The 17,826-nt window shown below is 49.9% G+C and carries 21 protein-coding genes and 1 tRNA gene; 2 read left to right on the plus strand and 20 right to left on the minus strand.

The annotated features are described in order from the left end of the window. Window positions 1-36 precede the first annotated feature (36 nt). From SK53_RS10950 to SK53_RS22765, 10 genes are all read right to left on the minus strand, one after another. A complete protein-coding gene (locus SK53_RS10950; RefSeq protein ID WP_048209313.1) occupies window positions 37-867 on the minus strand; it encodes a restriction endonuclease in 831 nt (276 codons plus the stop codon). A gap of 111 nt (window positions 868-978) precedes the next feature. After that, the gene (locus SK53_RS10955) at window positions 979-1,749 is read right to left on the minus strand and encodes a hypothetical protein (protein ID WP_048209315.1); all 771 of its coding nucleotides are present in this window, start codon (window positions 1,747-1,749) and stop codon (window positions 979-981) included. Between the two features lie 579 nt (window positions 1,750-2,328). Then, window positions 2,329-2,820: a hypothetical protein gene (locus tag SK53_RS10960; RefSeq protein ID WP_048209317.1), complete on the minus strand. Its 492-nt coding sequence runs from the start codon at window positions 2,818-2,820 to the stop codon at window positions 2,329-2,331. A 35-nt stretch (window positions 2,821-2,855) separates the two neighbouring features. Then, window positions 2,856-3,641: a hypothetical protein gene (locus tag SK53_RS10965; protein ID WP_048209318.1), complete on the minus strand. Its 786-nt coding sequence runs from the start codon at window positions 3,639-3,641 to the stop codon at window positions 2,856-2,858. Next, window positions 3,638-3,811, minus strand: coding sequence for a hypothetical protein (locus SK53_RS23760; RefSeq protein WP_014830800.1), 174 nt, complete (start codon window positions 3,809-3,811; stop codon window positions 3,638-3,640). The genes SK53_RS10965 and SK53_RS23760 overlap by 4 nt, the downstream gene beginning before the upstream one ends. A 411-nt stretch (window positions 3,812-4,222) precedes the next feature. After that, window positions 4,223-5,986, minus strand: coding sequence for a DNA primase family protein (locus SK53_RS10970; RefSeq protein ID WP_048209320.1), 1,764 nt, complete (start codon window positions 5,984-5,986; stop codon window positions 4,223-4,225). Next, window positions 5,983-6,297, minus strand: coding sequence for a DUF4222 domain-containing protein (locus SK53_RS10975; protein ID WP_048209321.1), 315 nt, complete (start codon window positions 6,295-6,297; stop codon window positions 5,983-5,985). The genes SK53_RS10970 and SK53_RS10975 overlap by 4 nt, the downstream gene beginning before the upstream one ends. Window positions 6,298-6,308: 11 nt before the next feature. Further along, window positions 6,309-6,512 (minus strand): hypothetical protein, encoded by a 204-nt coding sequence (locus tag SK53_RS10980; protein WP_014830796.1) that lies wholly within the window; start codon window positions 6,510-6,512, stop codon window positions 6,309-6,311. 115 nt (window positions 6,513-6,627) lie between these two features. Next, complete coding sequence (locus tag SK53_RS10985) at window positions 6,628-7,503, minus strand: tyrosine-type recombinase/integrase (protein ID WP_048209323.1); 876 nt, start codon at window positions 7,501-7,503, stop codon at window positions 6,628-6,630. Continuing rightward, window positions 7,496-7,684, minus strand: coding sequence for a host cell division inhibitor Icd-like protein (locus SK53_RS22765; protein ID WP_071531908.1), 189 nt, complete (start codon window positions 7,682-7,684; stop codon window positions 7,496-7,498). The genes SK53_RS10985 and SK53_RS22765 overlap by 8 nt, the downstream gene beginning before the upstream one ends. A 129-nt stretch (window positions 7,685-7,813) precedes the next feature. Between SK53_RS22765 and SK53_RS23920 the strand changes: the two genes are divergently transcribed. Further along, window positions 7,814-7,993: a hypothetical protein gene (locus SK53_RS23920; RefSeq protein WP_086519776.1), complete on the plus strand. Its 180-nt coding sequence runs from the start codon at window positions 7,814-7,816 to the stop codon at window positions 7,991-7,993. A gap of 48 nt (window positions 7,994-8,041) precedes the next feature. On the opposite strand, the gene SK53_RS10990 is transcribed toward SK53_RS23920, so the two are convergent. The 7 genes from SK53_RS10990 to proB form a co-directional block, all read right to left on the minus strand. Further along, window positions 8,042-8,614: a BRO-N domain-containing protein gene (locus SK53_RS10990; protein ID WP_048209326.1), complete on the minus strand. Its 573-nt coding sequence runs from the start codon at window positions 8,612-8,614 to the stop codon at window positions 8,042-8,044. A 20-nt stretch (window positions 8,615-8,634) separates the two neighbouring features. Then, window positions 8,635-8,856 (minus strand): helix-turn-helix transcriptional regulator, encoded by a 222-nt coding sequence (locus SK53_RS10995; protein WP_048209327.1) that lies wholly within the window; start codon window positions 8,854-8,856, stop codon window positions 8,635-8,637. A 187-nt stretch (window positions 8,857-9,043) separates the two neighbouring features. Beyond that, window positions 9,044-9,847 carry a DUF6387 family protein gene (locus SK53_RS11000; protein ID WP_048209329.1) on the minus strand — a complete coding sequence of 268 codons (804 nt, stop codon included), beginning with the start codon at window positions 9,845-9,847 and terminating at the stop codon, window positions 9,044-9,046. 142 nt (window positions 9,848-9,989) lie between these two features. Next, the gene (locus SK53_RS11005; RefSeq protein WP_048209331.1) at window positions 9,990-11,204 is read right to left on the minus strand and encodes a tyrosine-type recombinase/integrase; all 1,215 of its coding nucleotides are present in this window, start codon (window positions 11,202-11,204) and stop codon (window positions 9,990-9,992) included. Between the two features lie 166 nt (window positions 11,205-11,370). Next, a tRNA-Thr gene (locus tag SK53_RS11010) sits at window positions 11,371-11,446 on the minus strand. A gap of 111 nt (window positions 11,447-11,557) precedes the next feature. Further along, a complete protein-coding gene (gene proA / locus SK53_RS11015) occupies window positions 11,558-12,811 on the minus strand; it encodes a glutamate-5-semialdehyde dehydrogenase (RefSeq protein ID WP_048209333.1) in 1,254 nt (417 codons plus the stop codon). 11 nt (window positions 12,812-12,822) lie between these two features. Continuing rightward, window positions 12,823-13,926, minus strand: coding sequence for a glutamate 5-kinase (gene proB, locus SK53_RS11020; protein WP_015571369.1), 1,104 nt, complete (start codon window positions 13,924-13,926; stop codon window positions 12,823-12,825). Between the two features lie 305 nt (window positions 13,927-14,231). Between proB and phoE the strand changes: the two genes are divergently transcribed. Continuing rightward, a complete protein-coding gene (phoE, locus tag SK53_RS11025) occupies window positions 14,232-15,284 on the plus strand; it encodes a phosphoporin PhoE (protein ID WP_003863199.1) in 1,053 nt (350 codons plus the stop codon). Window positions 15,285-15,416: 132 nt separating this feature from the next. Here phoE and crl read toward each other — a convergent pair whose 3' ends face one another. The 3 genes from crl to gpt all read right to left on the minus strand — a co-directional run bounded on the left by crl (window position 15,417) and on the right by gpt (window position 17,682). After that, complete coding sequence (crl, locus tag SK53_RS11030) at window positions 15,417-15,818, minus strand: sigma factor-binding protein Crl (protein ID WP_006809999.1); 402 nt, start codon at window positions 15,816-15,818, stop codon at window positions 15,417-15,419. Between the two features lie 56 nt (window positions 15,819-15,874). Next, window positions 15,875-17,119, minus strand: a complete 1,245-nt coding sequence (gene frsA, locus SK53_RS11035; protein WP_023295967.1) for an esterase FrsA — start codon at window positions 17,117-17,119, stop codon at window positions 15,875-15,877. A 104-nt stretch (window positions 17,120-17,223) separates the two neighbouring features. Beyond that, window positions 17,224-17,682: a xanthine phosphoribosyltransferase gene (gene gpt, locus SK53_RS11040; RefSeq protein WP_003863205.1), complete on the minus strand. Its 459-nt coding sequence runs from the start codon at window positions 17,680-17,682 to the stop codon at window positions 17,224-17,226. Window positions 17,683-17,826 lie beyond the last annotated feature (144 nt).

A 17,826-nucleotide genomic window follows, 5' to 3' on the forward strand; every position in this document is an offset into this window, starting at 1 on the left:
AATCATAACCTCTCCATTATTTAAAAAGCTTTGATGTTAATATATACCTTCATCCAGTGGGGGACCGTCAAAAGTCACCCCAGAGAAACTATTTTTAGGTTCAAATATAGACCCACCAAATATTGCATCAAACTTTCCCTTAACTTCTAATAGATAATTTATAATTGCTTCTAAAAGGTCCCTAAAAGTACGACAATCCGTATTAACTGTAAAACCTAATAACGTTGAAAGTTTTGACTTAAATTCATCAAGATTCTTTTGTGGGATGAGGATATCACTTTTTTTAAATAGCTTTGGCATAATGCCAATATTAAACATAGTAAAAAACGTTACTATTATTTCGGTATCTTTTTTCAGCCGATCAAAACAGTCCTGTTTTTCGGGAGTGAGCCTATCATATTCACGATCTCTGTGAGAATTGAATGGTTCGACATATTGGAAAGGCTCATCAGCCGCATCACCAATGCGGGGGCAGAAATACCTTTTCCACCAAGCTTCAAAATATCGCTCTTGGAACTCTAAATATGTCATACCGACGATGTTCGTATTTTTTGTATACTGAATTGCTCCTTGTTGTAGTCCCTGCTTGGTGACTATGAACCCGATGTTTGCACCTGTTTCATGCATTACAGTAGTAAAAGAATGTACTACTGACTGCGGAATTGAATTAGACCAATTTTTACATTCCACAATATATTTTATTTTATCAACACTTCTGGTATCAATAGCAAGAACATCTACGTTAATTGTACCCCGTGGGGTTTGTAAATCAACTTCAACATCAGCCTTCATACCCACATTTCGAAAAATTCGCTGAACACCTGCCTGAAGCTCTCTCCAATCGTCTGGTAATGGATCATCAATCATGTTCTACCACCTATAACCTACTCAAAAGCGCTATTGAGTTCACTAAAAGAAAGACTTAATCACTATATTAATTAATGATGCCGGGAAAGAAAACTCCAATAAATGAAAGTATCACTTACTCCACTCCCTTGTGCCACTAATATTAGACATAACATCATCGAAATCGAAGTTAGGATCTAAATCAGGGTTATATTTACCTTTTTCTTTATTATATTCAAAATCATGACAATCACAGTCATCTTCATACTCACCGCAGTCCATACACTGTGCGTTACAGTAATCTATCATTCTATCATTTGCGTCATATGGTTCATAGTCATATGAAAAATGACCATAACCACAACTCCCACAGATTCTTCCATTTATAAAATCATCGATATCATTATTATCTTTGAGCCCACAATCGAATATTTTTGCAATTGGCCTTAGAACTACTCTAGAATAATCAAACTGATAGCTAGGCATTCTAAAGAAAACTTTTCCAGAAATTTCTTTTAAGCAGTGGAATGAAAGATCACCATATCTTTTTATCAGTTCAGGATATCGTTCCTTTTTTAACTCAACGTGTTTAAATGAATTATTTACAGCATCTAACAGCTCGAACTTATTATTAATAAAACTACAACCATCAACAGAGTATCTTTCATCAAAACCTCTCAGGAAATCTACTCTTTTCATACTGACTTTTTTGTTAACGATATAAACTATATAATCCGTCGCATGAGCAAGAATTGCATTAAATGAGAAAACATGATGCAATCTCAACGTATTAGATTCTAGTTTTTCAAAAAAATCGACTGAAGCAGGCAAAATAACATCATTTATATAAGAAAGAAGATATGATGCATCTTTCTCATCCGAGCTCTCACAATACAATTCCATAACTATACCTCACTAAAAAGACCTGTTTATAAAATCATATGGTATTTTTTGCTTACAGAAAAGTAAAAATAATGCTTAATATTATTTTGGATAAATTAGCCTGAGGGATCTTTCATATCAATGCAACTCACTGATGCAACTGTAACTTAGAGCGCGTTCTGCCAAAAATCCCCACTTGCGCTGCCGGTGGGTGACAACTTTTGACAACTCAATCTGAACGCCAGCGTCCGGGCAAACCAGAACAGTGATCTGAAAGAGGCTCGAGGATGGTTGCAAAGGGGGAGTGCTTGACACCTCCCCTTCACGAGTTCGTGTGCCTGAAGTTTTCTGAAGCGGTAGCGGTTGACACTTTCCCCCTGGTTTTCCCTAGTAAGGCATAACAAACCATAACAGGCTGACACCTGCCCTGCTTAGCATCAGGGTTAACAAAAGCTAACAGCCAAGGCTCAACAAATCTCAACGCCAGCCCTTTACACTTCTGCTCTAGCTGCTGTTCGCAGGCGTCAGGATCCGTTAGGTTGGGTTGACACTTTTCCCAGTTTCTCGCGAAAAAGTGTCAAGTTTGAGGGGCTGGGGGGTTTACAGTTTTTCGCCGTCCAGCAGGCAGAGTGACATTAAACCAGTTTTGTTCCAGGCATCCAGCGTATCGGGGTGCATTGTGGCAACGTAAGCCAGCTCAGAACGAAGAAACCGTAAAGCGCCTGCTGCACGGTCTTTGCCATAGAAGCTGTGGGTTTCTTCATCCAGCCGGAAGAGAATCAGTAGTTGCTCTGCGGGCTCGTGCTCAACATCAAAACCCAGCTCAGCGGCTGCTGCCTCTATTCGCTGGCCAGCATCAATATCAGCCGGCAGCTCTTTCCCGCCGTCATGCCCCCATACCCACGCGGCGGCCTGCGCCCACGTCATTTCAGTCTGGTGTTCGCCAGCACCAGCAGAATTTTGTTTAGCCTGCGATGCTTCGACATCCACCTTATCGCCTGAAATTACAATTTCACCTCGCGCTATCCAGCCGTAAACAGTTTGCCGGCTAACGCCCATATGCCTGGCGTAGGCTGATTTACTTAATAGCATCGTGATGTTTCCCTCCGGACAGAAAAAAGCCGCCCTCAGGCGGCCTGCTTCTCTTCTGAATGTGTCTGCCGCAGGCTGCCTTTGAGCATCGCGCTGACATGTTCGCTTAACTGGTCGAGGCCGGTCATGCGTGGCTGTACGTCTGATGGATCGTCGTTCTTCCCGTACACGAGATTGTTATACCAGGTACGGACAGCTGTAATTTGTGCGACGTCTTTCCTTACCGCGTCGACCAGATCGGCAACCGCGCTAATCACCTGCCCGTTCTCTGATGCGATACGGGAGAAGCCGAGACGTTTTAGCTGTTCCGTATCGAGTCCCGAACACACTGCGTGCGCCCTTAATAAGGCGTCAGCCAGCTCCTGATGCTTTCCACTGTGCATCGACAGCAACATTTTTTCCTGGCTGCGGCGATCCAGTCGGGCGAATGCCTGGCGCATTTCGCTGTCACGCATGAATCCCTGAACATCATCAGATGCCAGGGGATTAACCGGAGCGAGCTTGTTCTTCAGGTAATCGAGAATATTTGCGGCCTGCTCACTTACAGCTGCCACCCCGCGGGTAAAGTCTTTGAGCGTGTCCGGGTTCCGGGCTTCACCTGCCCTGCGGTTTTTTGCCTGTTCGTTCAGATCCGGGTCGTTGCGGATAACGTCCAGCAAATCCGCCTCAGCTTCGGCCTGCTGCGCCGTTGTCCTCAGGCTGGTGAGTTCGCCCGCCATGCCACGGAATAAAGCGGCCATCTGAGTATTTGGCGCAACAACCTTACCGGCATAGCCCGCCAGCTCGATGCTGTGTTTCCCTATTTTGATTGAGTAGCTCACTGGCCAGCCTCCATTTTTGACAGCCCTGCATCAAATACCTTGCGCGCAACAGCATGGATTGACGGTGCGATCCCCATGCCCGACTTCTGGCGCTCCCTCTCCTGAATGGTTTTCAGAGCCTGAATCTGCTCCCCGTTCAGCAGAACGGGCTTAACGTTAACCTTGCTCATGATGCCCCCTGTAATAGCGACCGTTAAAGCTCCATTAATCGCAACAATCAATTAATTAATTGCGATTTATGAAACGATATTAATGAAATAGCAGGGGTTCACAACGTGAAAAGAGTGGATGCGTTTTAAAGAATTTGCCCTCAAGGTATACATGGTGTTCACAAAGGCAACAAATTACTTATAAAACAATATATTAACCCATGAATACCAGCCTACATTTTGGGATTTCAGGTCTACACGGTATACATCATTCTGTTTAATAAACCATCAGATGATTAATGAGAGAATGAACACCATGTACACCCTGTGTATACCTGAAAACAAGGTATACATGGTTTAATTCACTGATTTATATATAAATTATTCTCTCGATGTATACCATGTATACCTTTCTCCATATTTATCTGAACTTCATTCTTTATGACCGGCTACAGGATGCGTCTGAGGTAACCAGTCTTCCGCACTTTCCGAAAGTTCGACGTTAGTCACCATGCCACGGGCTCTCCGTTCCTTACGGTACTCGTGATTAAACTCCCTCATCGCGCTTTCCATCCCCTCTGCGAATTTATTCAGCGTCAGCGGTTTGTCGAATCCATTGGCCTCAAGGAATGCCAGATAAGCGTGATAGAGATAAATTCGCGGATAGTGAGGCGGATTGCGGTTTCCTACCATCATTCCCGCACAATCAGCCAGGCGCTCAAGGTGAGCGCAGAAGGCATATAGCGGATCTGTTTTCTGCTTTACCTCCAGTGCTTCTTCGCTGTTCCGTTGCTCCAGCAGCAGCGCCCGCGCTTTTTCCGGGTTCGCAAAGTTCGCCAGCAGCCGGCGAACAACCACCGGAATTTCAGCGGATATCTTTTCTGCCAGGTCGGGATCCTTATCCTCTTCGCTGACGCGCCGGTTAAACTGGAAAATTACGCGGCGCCGGGAAACGCCGCCGGCGCGTTCGGTGAAAATCATCGGCGTGTTGTTCGTGGCCACAACCACCGCCCGCAGAACGGCGGTGTACTGGTGCTCGTGTTTCGGGTCGATCTCCACCGCATCCCCGCCGGTTATCGCTTTTATCCCGGTGCCCTCTCCTGAATATTTGGGCTGGTCAGGAAGCGTTATCATGCTTTTCCCGACGAACTGCGCCCGCCCGCGTGCGCTATCAAGTGCCGCCATGTTCCCGCTGGCGGTGTTATGCGCGCCGGCCAGCATCGTGGCGATATGGGTAAAGACACTTTTCCCGCTGCCACCCTCCCCGGTTATCTCGAGGAACAGCTGCCAGTCGTACCGGTTCGCCAGAACCATAAAGAGCGCCGCAGCGATACGCTGCATCTTAATTGCGTCTCTATCTGATGCGTAACTTAGCCACTTATGGAAGTTCGGCGCGTGGTCGCGGAGGTTTTCGCCCGGCACCGCCGGCGTATAGGTCACGCCGTTATGGTTGGTCAGCCAGTTATCCTGGCTGTGTTCGGAGAAAACGCCGGTTTCCATATCGTAGACGCCATTAGCAAAGGGGATCAGGCTGCGCCGCGGCTCCCCCATTACCGGGATAACGATTTTTAGGGCGTCGATAACGTTGTTGATCGCGCGCTTGCTGAAGTTGGTTTTGTTCTCGTTGTAGATAGCCACCATTTCGCGGCTCAGCTCGAGCAGAGACGTTTTCTCCCAGATGCCGGCGCGGTAGACGTACACTCCCTCGCTGTTTTCGTTGATTGCAATGCCGGTGTAACGCGCGGCCAGTATGAGCGCCTTTTCGTTATCAGCCAGGTCGCGGAGGTTTACATCCGTCAGCGGTTTGCCGATCACCATGCTTTTGCCGGCTTCCGCATCGGCTTTGAGGCGCGGCAGTTGCGGCGTCCAGTCCTCAAGAAGCTGATAACCTTCAGAGTAGAATTGCGCGCGCTCCACGCCGGCCACAGCCAGCTTTGTAGCGAGAATGGTTATCTGCCGTTCGGTCAGATGCCCGCCACGGCAAACCCGGGCATAGAGCCGGCCATCATCCACAATGCGGATATTCTCCAGCTCCGCCAGCTGCTTTTTATCCAGCACGACCGGCGGCACAGTGTCACCAACCGGGTTCATTTCCTGCCATGCTTTGGCAAACGTCCAGGCATCGGCGCCGGCAAAGATAATTGACTCCTCCATGAGATCCGCCGGCTGCTTTTTAAGGTTTGGTGCATTTTTCATTTTCTGTTCCCTCGCTCCCTGATGATTTCCCGCATAACCCGAATTCGTTCGATGCCCTGCACCCGCATAATCCGATCGATATCTCTTCCACCGGTGCCCGGCGCGGAAGAAACAAATTCAAATTCCCGCACCAGTCTTTCTGGCGTGCAAAAACACGGTGAGCTGTACCCCTCGCGGCAATATGTCACTCTGTCGAATCGGTAACTTTCGATAATTACCAGGTTGCCCCGACCGTCCTTCCATTTATCGCCCGGCCTGATTTCAGGGTGAGCGCGGCCACCAGCAGCTAAGCCGGAATTTTTAATCGTCATAATTTTTTACCTCATGCCGCTGGCGGGATTACCTGATAACCAATTTTCTTCAGAAAGCGCGCGGCACTCTCCACCGTAAAAATGATCTCGTCGTCCATAAGGGGGCGCATCGACTGAAGACCGTTTGACGTGTCCACCAGATAGCGGCCGCCGGCCGGGAAACTGAAAACGTTTTTTCCGTCGGCCCGGCGAACCAGATCGTAAACAGGAGTCATAATTTCCCCTCCCCGTCCCTTAATGACTGGCTGGTAAAACAATATCGCGCGCTATTTAATTGATCAGATACGTGATCGGCAAAAGCTCCGAGACGGCAAAATTGGATAACCATTCTCATACAGATACCTCCATCGCCAGACGGGATTGAATGGCGGAGGCCTTACTGCCTAACTGAAGGTAAGTTCGGGTGATTGCCGGGTTACTGTGCCCGAGCATTTCAGAGGCGACCAGCAAGCCCTGTTCGCCGCCGGCGGACATGAGATTAAAGGCGGCAATCTTGCGGCTGGAATAGGCGCTCAGGCGCAGACGCGTGTTTACCACTCGGGTAAACCACACCATTACGTTGTGCAGTTTCTTCCAGATCGTCTGGCGGCTCACGCTACCTTCCAGAGACTGGCAACGGTTACTTTCGATCTGGCTGCGGGAAAATACCAGGTCATCACCGATAAGATTGCGCTCCATGCGTTCGCGCAGCCGCTTGATGATGCCCGGCGGCAGCTGTTTGGTATCGTGCTTAACTTCAGCCTTTGCCACCAGCTCAAACACGATCGCCTGTTCTTCTTCCGTCATGCCGGCGGCCAGTTCGTCGCAGCTCACGCTATCCCATTGCATGTAAGCAATGTGATCGCCAGCAAGCCGGGCAGCGTCCTTGCGCTGCTGGCGAACAATCTCGATCCCCTTCCGGGTCGCTCTGGCTTCTGCTGCTTTGGTCTGCTTCGCTACGATAATTGTTGCTATGCCGGTTTCCCAATTGATGCAGGAGTAACGGAAGTTGCACACGTCGCTGGTACGCCAGCCAGTAACGGTCGCAATATCCCACCAGAGTAATACCCAGTCCGGCTGGGTCTGCTGTATTCGTTCACGCAGTTTGCGCTGCTCTTCCCGTTCGTAAACAGGGGTCATGGTGCGGGTGCCCTTCGTGGTAGTGGCTTTTACCACGTTACCGCGCAGCTCGCGGGCTTTAGCTGTAAGGGTCTGGAGGTTAAACATGCTGCACCTCCTCAACACGAAATCGACACGCCAGGATACAGACACATCCTTCTGGCGTTTTTTCGCGGGCTTCGCGCTCGGTGGAAGCAGTAACATTGACGATCTGATTTGTGAATTCACCCAAGGTGAGAAAACGCCATGTAAATTCAGGGCGTGTTTGGGTAGACTTAGTGCAAGCCATAATGTTACCTCAACTAACGTTTTGGTTAGACGCCCTGAAAGTGTTCCCGCACTTCGGGGCGTTGTCTTTTTCATTTCCTGTGTGTAATGTGTCATTACACATAAACACATTACATCGGGTGTAATTGACGTGTCAACACACAAAAACGAGAGACGAGGCAATCCTCCATTCCAATTTCGGCTTGATCCAGAGCTTCGAGAGATGATGGAACGAGCGCAACAGCAAGATGGTGATGAGTCTCTAGCCGCATGGCTTAAGAGAATTATTCGCAAGGAACTCCAGCAGCGTGGTATCGAGCCAAAGGGCTGATTAAGCATGCTCTCTGCCGGGTAAAAATCCCGGCGTCTTTCCGCCTTTTTATTCATCGCTATTTTCCTTCAATAGCTCGGGCTGATACTTACGCCACAACTGAATCTCTTCCCGCTCAAGAGCTTCTTTTGCCCCCTTACACTGCTGCAACTTATACCCGCGTTTGCTGGCCTCCTGCTGATAAGCCGCCATGCGCCGGCTAAAGTCGTTCAGGAACGCGAACGGCACACCATAAGAGCCAGTTTTGCGGATAGAAGGGATAACCTCTCGAAATACCCAATTACTGAAACGATGGGCGAATGTGCCCGGCGTAATAGCTTTACGGCTGCGGGCGATCAGCTTGTAGAAACCAGATTCAGAGACAGCGCTATGATTTGGGTTCCCGCGAATACCGTAAGTTAAAGTTACGGTATTTCTCTCGTCATCATCCAGAGCCTGCAACGCCATGCGCGAATTGGATAATTCCAGCGCCGCGCAAACATCTATTGCAACGAACCACGGTTCACCGTTGATCTTAACAATACGGACTTTCGCGGCCTCAAATTTAATGACCGAAATATCATCGCTGCTGTTTTCAGGTTGAGCGAAACCCTGCCCGGCTAGGGCATTTTTGTTAGTCATAATAAATTTCCCGGGCTAAGTTACAGTTGAGGTTTTGAGTTGTTTACAGCATTGCGAGCTTCAATACGCTGAGTTATCCAATCGTCAATCTCACCCTCTACGAATGCAATTGCGCGTAAACCAATCTTCACTGGCTTTGGAAAACGATTTTGATTAATTAACCTGTATAGCCATGCCTTGCTATAACCAGTTCTACGCATCACTTCCGGCAAACGGATAAAAGATCGTACGTTCTGAGACATGTTTTCTCCTTCGTATCAAAATAGACATCACTGGACGTCTAAAGATTTCAGGAGAAATTAAATTGAAATGACGTTGTTTAGAAGAGACTACAGAAAGCTCATTTCACCCCGGAGCACGAGCTTCTAAATTGCGCATCGGGGTAAAATTTTTATCTTTTCGGGGCGGAATGGAAATCGCAAAAATCTATTACATGAATGGGTCAACGCGACTTTCAAGCAACTCCATGGCTTTCGGCCTTGTCACAGACCTCAGGCGATCTTTGATATCCACCTCAAACTCATTCGGAAAGAGCAACTGCGCCAGCTGGTACTGAGTCAGTGTAATGCCGGTGATTTCTCCCCAGAAAAACAAGTCTATGAATGGCAATACTCGGTACTCATGTAATTTCTTGAGGTCATTATCAGTTTTTTTCTGAGATCTATTTAACTCATTGTTGATTTTCCTTTCGTTTGCTAGCCAATTGGAAAAATCACGCATTATTTTTTCGTCATTATTATTGAAATCTATGGAAATAAATTTCCTTATCCCTTGATAATTTTCACTCAATGGTGAATACAGATCCATGCCGGATTTAGAGTTAACGTCATGTTCAAAGTCATCCCAAAACGTATCTATGCTGTTAATTCCTTCATCTCTTTTATCGAAATGCTTTTTAAGCATGTCATTTACGCCGTTCACAACTTCAGGAGACTGCTCGTATAACTCGGCATAGAGATCAATGAAGTCAAACATTCCCATCTCGTCAATACTGGAGTTCTCAATAACATCTTGTCCCTTAAAAATTAGTTCATTGTTTTTGGAAAGATGGATTAACGATTGTAATAGGAAATCTTTACTGATGCCGTTCGCCACGTCATCCTTAATACCGTTATACAGTACAACTTTGCGGATCATGATCGACTTCCACCAGTGGTTTCTGGTGTAACTTTCACATACGCGGTAATTTTCTAAGTCAAACCAGTCAGGACAGTAATCCGGCTTCTCACTCATCACGCCACCTCACATCCTCTTATTAGAGGCTATGCCAGCCAGCAGAGGTGTACTGGTTTTCGGTGATCAGCCTAGGCATGGCCTTAATTTCTCTATTCTACCGAAGTCTACTACTGTCAATTAGCACTGTCTATACATACAGTTAAGCGCTTTTCCCAAACGTTCCATGCACTACATTTTCGCCGTTTTCCAACGCTTCCATATAGTCGGCATACCACTGAAGCATTTCACGCCGGCCGTCTATGTACTGAGCGTGGTTGTACGTTCCTCGAATAGAGTTTTTGTCGACGTGTGCCAGCTGCGTTTCTATCCACGCGGTGTTGTAGCCCTGTTCGTGAAGGATGGTACTCATGGTGTGCCGGAAACCGTGCCCGGTGACTTTTCCGTCATAGCCAATCCGCTTAAAGACTTGGTTTATGCTGGCTTCACTCATTGTTTTTCGCGGATCGTTACGGCCAGGGAACATAAGCGGGTAATTGCCTGTTAGCTCTTGGAGCTGGCCAATTAGCGTAAGAGCTTGCCTGGACAACGGCACCACATGAGGGCGACGCATTTTCATGCGTGAGGCGGGTATTTCCCAGACCGCCTTACTGATATTGATTTCATCCCAAAATGCCCCGCGGAGTTCGCCGGTACGCAAGCCGGTGATAATCAGCAGACGAGCGGCCAAAACTACTAAAGCGCTTCCTGTATATCCTGACAACGCCTTGAAGAAATCAGGCAATTCTTTCGGTGTAAGGAAAGGATAATGATTGGACTCATGCCCTTGCATGGCGCTGGTGAGATCCGGAGCGGGGTTATACTCAGCACGGCCGGTGACTATTGCGTAACGGAAAACTTCCCCGCAGCGCTGCCTAACTTTTTTGGCCTTTTCTGTAGCGCCGCGCCCCTCAATGCGCCGCAGCACATTCAACAGTTCAAGCGGTTTGATATCGGCTATTGCTTTTTTGCCAATGTAAGGGAACACATCTTTGTTGAAAGCCTCAAGGATGTCTGAAGCATACCCAGCAGACCATTTTTTTAGTTTGCTGCTGTGCCACTCAAGGGCAATATCTTTGAAGGTGTTGTTTAACTGCGTTTCACGGGCGATCTTCTCTTCCCGTTTCGCTTCCATAGGATCGATACCCCCAGCGATACCCCTTTTGGCTTCTTCACGTTTTGCCCGAGCATCGGCCAATGTGACTTCAGGATACACACCCAGCGCTAACAGCTTCTCTTTGCCGGCTACACGATACTTGAGCCGCCAGTATTTGCCGCCATTAGGTTTAATCAGGAGATACAAACCACCACCATCAGCCAGCTTGTAAGGCTTATCTTTAGGTTTGGCGGTGTCCACCTGCCGGGCGTTTAGTTTCACTTGGGGGTACCTCCTCTAGACCGAACAGCAAATACCCCCATAAGTACCCCCAAACGACCGTAGATTTCAGGGAACTTTAGTAGACGTAGAAATACTAAAAGGGGCTTCAAGTCGCAGAGTATAAGGGGTTTCAGTGAACTTTAGTAGACTTGGGGAGACATTAGAATGGTGCCGATAATAGGAGTCGAACCTACGACCTTCGCATTACGAATGCGCTGCTCTACCAACTGAGCTATATCGGCCCTGAAAGGCAGGTTACGAGCGTAACCACGGGGCAAAAGAGTAGATCTAACCGGGTGATGCGTCAATGCCCTTTTGAATCAAACGGCTATTTTTGCATCACCCGCGATTATTTACCCACGAATGGTATCATCACCGAAGCCGATCCACTTGTAGGTGGTCAGTGCTTCCAGCCCCATCGGACCGCGGGCATGCAGCTTCTGTGTGCTCACCGCCACCTCCGCGCCCAGACCAAACTGGCCGCCATCGGTAAAGCGCGTCGAGGCATTGACGTAAACCGCAGACGAATCCACTTCATTCACAAACCGATCGGCATTGCGCAGGGTGCGCGTCAGGATCGCGTCAGAATGCTGGGTTCCGTGTTCACGAATGTGCGCAATAGCGTCATCGAGATCCGCAACTACCTTCACGTTCAGATCCAGCGACAAATACTCATCGTCGTACTGCTCCGCGTTAACCGGAACGACCTTCGCCGGACCGTCTTTCAGCAGGGCGAAAGCCTTCTCGTCCGCATGCAGCGTGACGCCACTTTCCGCCATCTGCTTGCTCAGCGCTGGCAGGAAGGTACTGGCGATGCCCTGATGCACCAGCAGCGTTTCTACCGTATTACAGGTGCTTGGACGCTGGGTTTTAGCGTTGACGATAATCTTCAGCGCAGGTTCTACCTCCGCGGTGTCATCCACCACGATATGGCATACGCCAATACCACCGGTGATCACCGGAATGGTAGATTGCTCGCGGCACAGCTTGTGCAGGCCCGCACCGCCGCGTGGGATGAGCATGTCGATGTATTTGTCCATGCGCAGCATCTCGTTAACCAGAGCACGGTCGGGGCTTTCAATCGCCTGCACGGCACCCGCCGGTAAACCACACTCCTCCAGCGCCTGCTGAATGACATTTACCGTCGCGGCGTTGGTGCGCCAGGTCTCTTTCCCGCCACGCAGGATCGCGGCGTTACCGGTCTTCAGGCACAGGGAGGCGACATCCACCGTCACGTTTGGACGCGCTTCGTAAATCACCCCAATGACGCCAAGCGGCACGCGACGACGTTCAAGGCGTAACCCGCTGTCGAGCACCCCACCGTCAATCACCTGCCCTACCGGGTCGGCGAGGTTGCACACCTGACGGACGTCGTCGGCAATACCTTTCAAACGCGCCGGGGTCAGCGCCAGACGGTCGAGCATCGCTTCGCTCAAGCCGTTGCGACGCGCTTCCAGCAGATCCTGCTCGTTGGCGAGCAAAATTTCCTGCGACTGAGATTCCAGATAATCAGCGATTTTTTCCAGCACGCGGTTTTTCTCGCGGCTGGAAAGGAGCGCCAGTTTATACGAGGCGGCTTTCGCGGCTGCGCCCATTTGTTCCAGCATGTTCTGGCTCCTTAACGAATAATCATGTCGTCACGATGCACGGCAACCGGGCCATATTCATAGCCCAGGATGGCGTCGATCTGCTGGGAATGGTGACCAGCAATCCGACGCAGCGCGTCGCTGTTATAACGACTTACGCCATGAGCGATGTCGCGACCTTCAAGGTTACGGATTCGGATCACTTCACCACGCGAGAAGTTGCCTGTCACGCTTTTAATTCCTTTTGGAAGTAACGAGCTTCCTCTTTCCAGAATAGCGGCGGTCGCGCCTTCATCCACGGTCAATTCACCAGCCGGGGGCGCGCCAAAGATCCAGCGTTTGCGGTTTTCCAGCGGGGACGCCTGGGCGTGGAAGCGAGTGCCTACAGAGATGCCTTCCATCACATCACCTATCACGCCCGGACGGCTGCCTGCGGCGATGATGGTGTCGATGCCGGCCCGGCACGCCACGTCCGCGGCCTGGAGCTTGGTGCCCATGCCGCCTGTCCCCAGACCAGAAACGCTGTCACCCGCGATGGCGCGCAGCGCATCGTCAATGCCGTGAACGTCTTTGATCAGTTCAGCCTGTGGATTAGAGCGCGGATCAGCGGTAAACAGCCCCTGCTGATCGGTCAGAAGCAGCAGCTTATCGGCCCCTGCCAGGATCGCCGCCAGCGCAGAGAGGTTATCGTTGTCGCCCACTTTGATTTCAGCGGTGGCAACAGCGTCGTTTTCGTTAATGACCGGAACGATATGGTTATCCAGCAGCGCACGCAGCGTATCGCGGGCATTCAGGAAACGTTCTCTGTCTTCCATATCCGCACGCGTCAGCAGCATCTGCCCGACGTGAATGCCGTAGATGGAGAACAGTTGTTCCCAGAGCTGTATGAGTCGGCTTTGTCCCACGGCGGCCAGCAGCTGTTTGGAAGCGATCGTCGCGGGGAGTTCGGGGTAGCCCAGGTGTTCACGCCCGGCGGCAATCGCCCCGGATGTCACAATTACAATACGATGCCCTGCGGCATGCAACTGAGCGCACTGACGTACAAGCTCAACGATATGGGCACGATTCAGGCGGCGCGATCCGCCTGTTAACACACTGGTACCGAGTTTTACCACCAGCGTCTGGCTGTCACTCATGATTCTCTGCCGTTCAACAATAAGGGAAAATGATGTCAGTCAGACGTTTTAACAGGTGTCAGCCCCGTTGCCAACTGCCTTAGCGCATGACCCGTCACTTTGTTGCGCGGGATCAGGAAGCGTAGCGGCACATTTTGACAATTTTATTACCGAAAAATTAAAACATACTTTTTTAGACATATTCTTACTTTGTCATAAAACTTTCACCCACGAACGATAAAACCCTTCCTGTTTTTCACGGGGTAATAAGCCGAATCTTATTACTCAGCGAATATTAGCGCGTTTTTATAAAATCAGGATTGAAAATGAAAAAGAGCACTCTGGCATTAGTGGTAATGGGCGTAGTTGCTTCCGCATCTGTTCAGGCAGCAGAAGTTTATAATAAAAACGGGAATAAACTGGACGTGTACGGCAAAGTAAAAGCAATGCACTACATCAGTGATGATGACGCTAAGGATGGTGACCAGACTTATGTTCGTTTCGGCTTTAAGGGTGAAACGCAGATTAACGATCAGCTGACGGGCTACGGACGTTGGGAAGCTGAGTTCGCGGGTAACAAAGCTGAAAGCGACTCTTCTCAAAAAACACGTCTGGCATTTGCCGGGCTGAAACTGAAAGACTTCGGCTCACTGGATTATGGCCGTAACCTGGGCGCGCTGTATGACGTCGCCGCATACACCGATATGTTCCCGGAGTTCGGCGGTGACGGCCTGGCACAGACCGATAACTTCATGACGAAACGCGCCTCCGGTCTGGCCACATACCGTAATACCGATTTCTTTGGCCTGGTTGACGGCCTGAATATGACCCTGCAATACCAGGGCAAAAATGAAAACCGCGACGTGAAGAAGCAAAACGGTGACGGCTTCGGTACCTCCCTGAGCTATGACTTCGGCGGCAGCGATTTTTCTGTGATTGGTGCGTATGCCAGCTCCGATCGCACCAACGAGCAAAACCTTCAGGCTCGCGGCGAAGGTAAAAAAGCAGAAGGCTGGGCAACCGGTTTGAAATATGATGCCAACGATATTTATCTGGCCACTATTTATTCCGAAACCCGCAATATGGCCCCTATTTCCGGTGGCTTTGCAAATAAAGCGCAAAACTTCGAAGTGGTCGCGCAATATCAATTTGACTTTGGTCTGCGTCCATCTCTGGGTTACGTGCAGTCTAAAGGCAAAGATATCGAAGGTATCGGCGATGAAGATATCGTGAAATACATTGACGTTGGTGCGACATATTATTTCAACAAAAATATGTCTGCCTTTGTTGATTATAAAATCAACCAGATCGATGACGATAATAAACTGGGCGTAAGCAGCGATGATATCGTTGCGCTGGGCATGACCTACCAGTTCTGATGTTGTGGTAATAAAAAAACCGGCGATGAGCCGGTTTTTTTATGCCCGATGATGCTGTGCTTACCAGATCTACGGGTTAATACATTTTACAGGCCGGGTAAGGCGTAGCCGCCCCCCGGCGCTGTGACATCATCAGGCTCTCAATTTCACCGCTTCGCTGGAAAAATCGTCCGCAGGCTCCAGCTTCAGATCCAGCGTGGCCAGCAGGTCGCGAGCTTTGCCGTGAAATTCTTTTAGCGTATGCTCCAGGCGATCGATCACTTCCTGATCTTTGATGCTCGTCGCCTGCCAGTGCCCGTCTTTATTAAACAGGCCAAACTGATAGCTATAGGTAAAACGGTTTTCCTGTGCTTCCATTTCCATCCACCAGCCCCAGAACTCACGTTTTTCGGGTGCAGGCTTCACGTTGACGCAAACAGCCAGGCAGTCGAAAAAAAAGCGATTCTCTTCACACTGCTCTTCTCGAATATACGGGCCAAGAGCCATGAACTTCTTAATCAGTCTACTTTTCGGGTGTCCACTCGGTAACGTCATTGCGATCTCCTTTTGTGAAGCACTGTTTTACCAAACCAACGAAATTTAGCAAACTATTAACACAATCTCTGCGTGATCCAGCGTGTGATCTCTTTCAGCGCTTTGTCAAAATTCTGGTACACCGGGCTGAAGGGCACCTCCAGCAATTTACCATCAGAAGATGACGACGTGATTAAGCGTGACTCCTCTTCCGGGCTAAACGGATCGTTCTTCCAGAAACCGGACATCATCGGGGTTGGGCAGCGGCGGCCGAGTAAGCCCTGCGTTTTTAATGAATAACGATTAAGTTCAATGCGCAACGCTTCGTCTGAAGCATCATGCATGCCAAGTCGGCTCGCCAGTACGTCCAGATACATCTCAGGAACGCTACCCTGACGCGCAGGATCGCTTAACAGAGCATGCACCACCGGACCAAGACAGGCGACGGCCTTCAGGCGTGAAGATTCAAGGTAGGCAAGCCGTACCGCGACGTTAGCGCCAAAGCGGAAGCCAAACGCGCCAACCCGGGTGTGATCAACCCAGGGGATATTCTCCAGCGCTTTTAAAGCATGCTGATGCAGCAGGCTGGAGTCTTGCGTAAGTTTCCATTTGGATGAAAAACCAATGGAAGGCATATCAAGCGTGAGCATGGCGATTCCGTTTGGGGCAAAGTAGCGCTCATACAGGCTGTAATAGTCAATTTGTAACGAGTCCAGTCCACCGCACATCAGAACCGTCGGGAACGGCCCTTCCCCCTCCGGCATATGCAGGAATCCGGTCACCGGGCTGCCGCCGGGAATGGCGAACTCAATTTCACGCATCCGGCCAGGCAACCGCTGCGCAGCCTCTTCATAAGCCCGGTTTGCCAGCGCCTGCGCCTGCTCTGCCAGTTCGTCGCCTTTAAGATGCGGATATGCAGCGATGCTGTAAAGGTTTGCCGCATGCAGCCAGTGCTTGCCGCTGAGAGTGGCATCTTCTTCCTGGCTCGCTTTTTGCTGCCAGAGCATGGCCTGCTTTGACCATTCGTAGATCCAGTTTCCACCACGGTAGCCCACCACCGTATCGTAGAGATCGCTGTCGGTACGCTCGGACTCGCTCATCACGATACGCGCCTGCACGTCGAGGATTTCACGCGGATCGATGCCGCGCCAGATCCACATCAGGCGGTTAATCATTCGATACCAGTGGGGCACGTTTTTACCGTCTAACGCTGACTGAACGGCAGGCATTGTCCCCGGATTAAACCGACGCACCAGCGTCGACGTTTCAGGGTGCTTGAAACGGGGTTTGAAGAGAGTTTCGGTGAGATTCGCCTGCGTCATTGCGTTGCCTCCATGGATACGTCATATGAAGACCATTGTAACGCGTGGCAGGGTAAAAAGAACAACGCCCGGCATAACCGGGCGTGTAAAGTTACGTACTGAAATTAACGGCCAGAGATAGGCGGTACGAAGACCACGCCCATATCCCATGGCTGTTCAATCCAGGTATCCTGCGGGATATCAATGACGTAATCATCAACCAGTGGGCGACCCGCTGGTTTCGCGAAGATAGTGACGAAGTGCGCTTTTGGATACATTTCGCGGATAGCCACCGCAGTACCGCCGGTATCCACCAGATCGTCGATAACGATAAAGCCTTCACCGTCGCCTTCCGCGCGTTTCAGCACTTTCAGTTCGCGCTGGTTGTCGTGATCGTAGCTGGAGATACATACGGTATCGACATGACGAATACCCAGCTCACGTGCCAGCAGCGCCCCCGGTACCAGACCGCCACGGCTGACGGCAATAATGCCTTTCCACTGTTCGGAAGGCATCAGACGCGCAGCCAGTTTGCGTGCGTGAATCTGCAACATGTCCCAGGTGACGACGTATTTTTCGCTCATGTGAAGTGTCCCAGCCTGTTTATATACGGCTTAAAAAAAATGAGGGTGAACCAGGTTGCGCGAGATTATAGAGATCTGACGCACTAAAAACCAGTGTTACGCGCCATGAGCCTGAGTTTTTACATGCTTAATGCTACCAGCCAC

The sequence above is a fragment of the Enterobacter sp. MGH119 genome (assembly GCF_001037675.1).
In the GTDB taxonomy this organism is placed as follows: Bacteria; Pseudomonadota; Gammaproteobacteria; order Enterobacterales; family Enterobacteriaceae; genus Enterobacter; species Enterobacter hormaechei_C.

Bases quoted from the DNA above. Each gene is read 5' to 3' on its own strand.
- SK53_RS10950 (WP_048209313.1), bottom strand. From the start codon at position 867: ATGATTGATGATCCATTACCAGACGATTGGAGAGAGCTTCAGGCAGGT.
- SK53_RS10955 (WP_048209315.1), bottom strand. From the start codon at position 1,749: ATGGAATTGTATTGTGAGAGCTCGGATGAGAAAGATGCATCATATCTT.
- SK53_RS10960 (WP_048209317.1), bottom strand. From the start codon at position 2,820: ATGCTATTAAGTAAATCAGCCTACGCCAGGCATATGGGCGTTAGCCGG.
- SK53_RS23760 (WP_014830800.1), bottom strand. From the start codon at position 3,811: ATGAGCAAGGTTAACGTTAAGCCCGTTCTGCTGAACGGGGAGCAGATT.
- SK53_RS10970 (WP_048209320.1), bottom strand. From the start codon at position 5,986: ATGAAAAATGCACCAAACCTTAAAAAGCAGCCGGCGGATCTCATGGAG.
- SK53_RS10975 (WP_048209321.1), bottom strand. From the start codon at position 6,297: ATGACGATTAAAAATTCCGGCTTAGCTGCTGGTGGCCGCGCTCACCCT.
- SK53_RS10980 (WP_014830796.1), bottom strand. From the start codon at position 6,512: ATGACTCCTGTTTACGATCTGGTTCGCCGGGCCGACGGAAAAAACGTT.
- SK53_RS10985 (WP_048209323.1), bottom strand. From the start codon at position 7,503: ATGTTTAACCTCCAGACCCTTACAGCTAAAGCCCGCGAGCTGCGCGGT.
- SK53_RS22765 (WP_071531908.1), bottom strand. From the start codon at position 7,684: ATGGCTTGCACTAAGTCTACCCAAACACGCCCTGAATTTACATGGCGT.
- SK53_RS10990 (WP_048209326.1), bottom strand. From the start codon at position 8,614: ATGACTAACAAAAATGCCCTAGCCGGGCAGGGTTTCGCTCAACCTGAA.
- SK53_RS10995 (WP_048209327.1), bottom strand. From the start codon at position 8,856: ATGTCTCAGAACGTACGATCTTTTATCCGTTTGCCGGAAGTGATGCGT.
- SK53_RS11000 (WP_048209329.1), bottom strand. From the start codon at position 9,847: ATGAGTGAGAAGCCGGATTACTGTCCTGACTGGTTTGACTTAGAAAAT.
- proA (WP_048209333.1), bottom strand. From the start codon at position 12,811: ATGCTGGAACAAATGGGCGCAGCCGCGAAAGCCGCCTCGTATAAACTG.
- proB (WP_015571369.1), bottom strand. From the start codon at position 13,926: ATGAGTGACAGCCAGACGCTGGTGGTAAAACTCGGTACCAGTGTGTTA.
- phoE (WP_003863199.1), top strand. From the start codon at position 14,232: ATGAAAAAGAGCACTCTGGCATTAGTGGTAATGGGCGTAGTTGCTTCC.
- crl (WP_006809999.1), bottom strand. From the start codon at position 15,818: ATGACGTTACCGAGTGGACACCCGAAAAGTAGACTGATTAAGAAGTTC.
- frsA (WP_023295967.1), bottom strand. From the start codon at position 17,119: ATGACGCAGGCGAATCTCACCGAAACTCTCTTCAAACCCCGTTTCAAG.
- gpt (WP_003863205.1), bottom strand. From the start codon at position 17,682: ATGAGCGAAAAATACGTCGTCACCTGGGACATGTTGCAGATTCACGCA.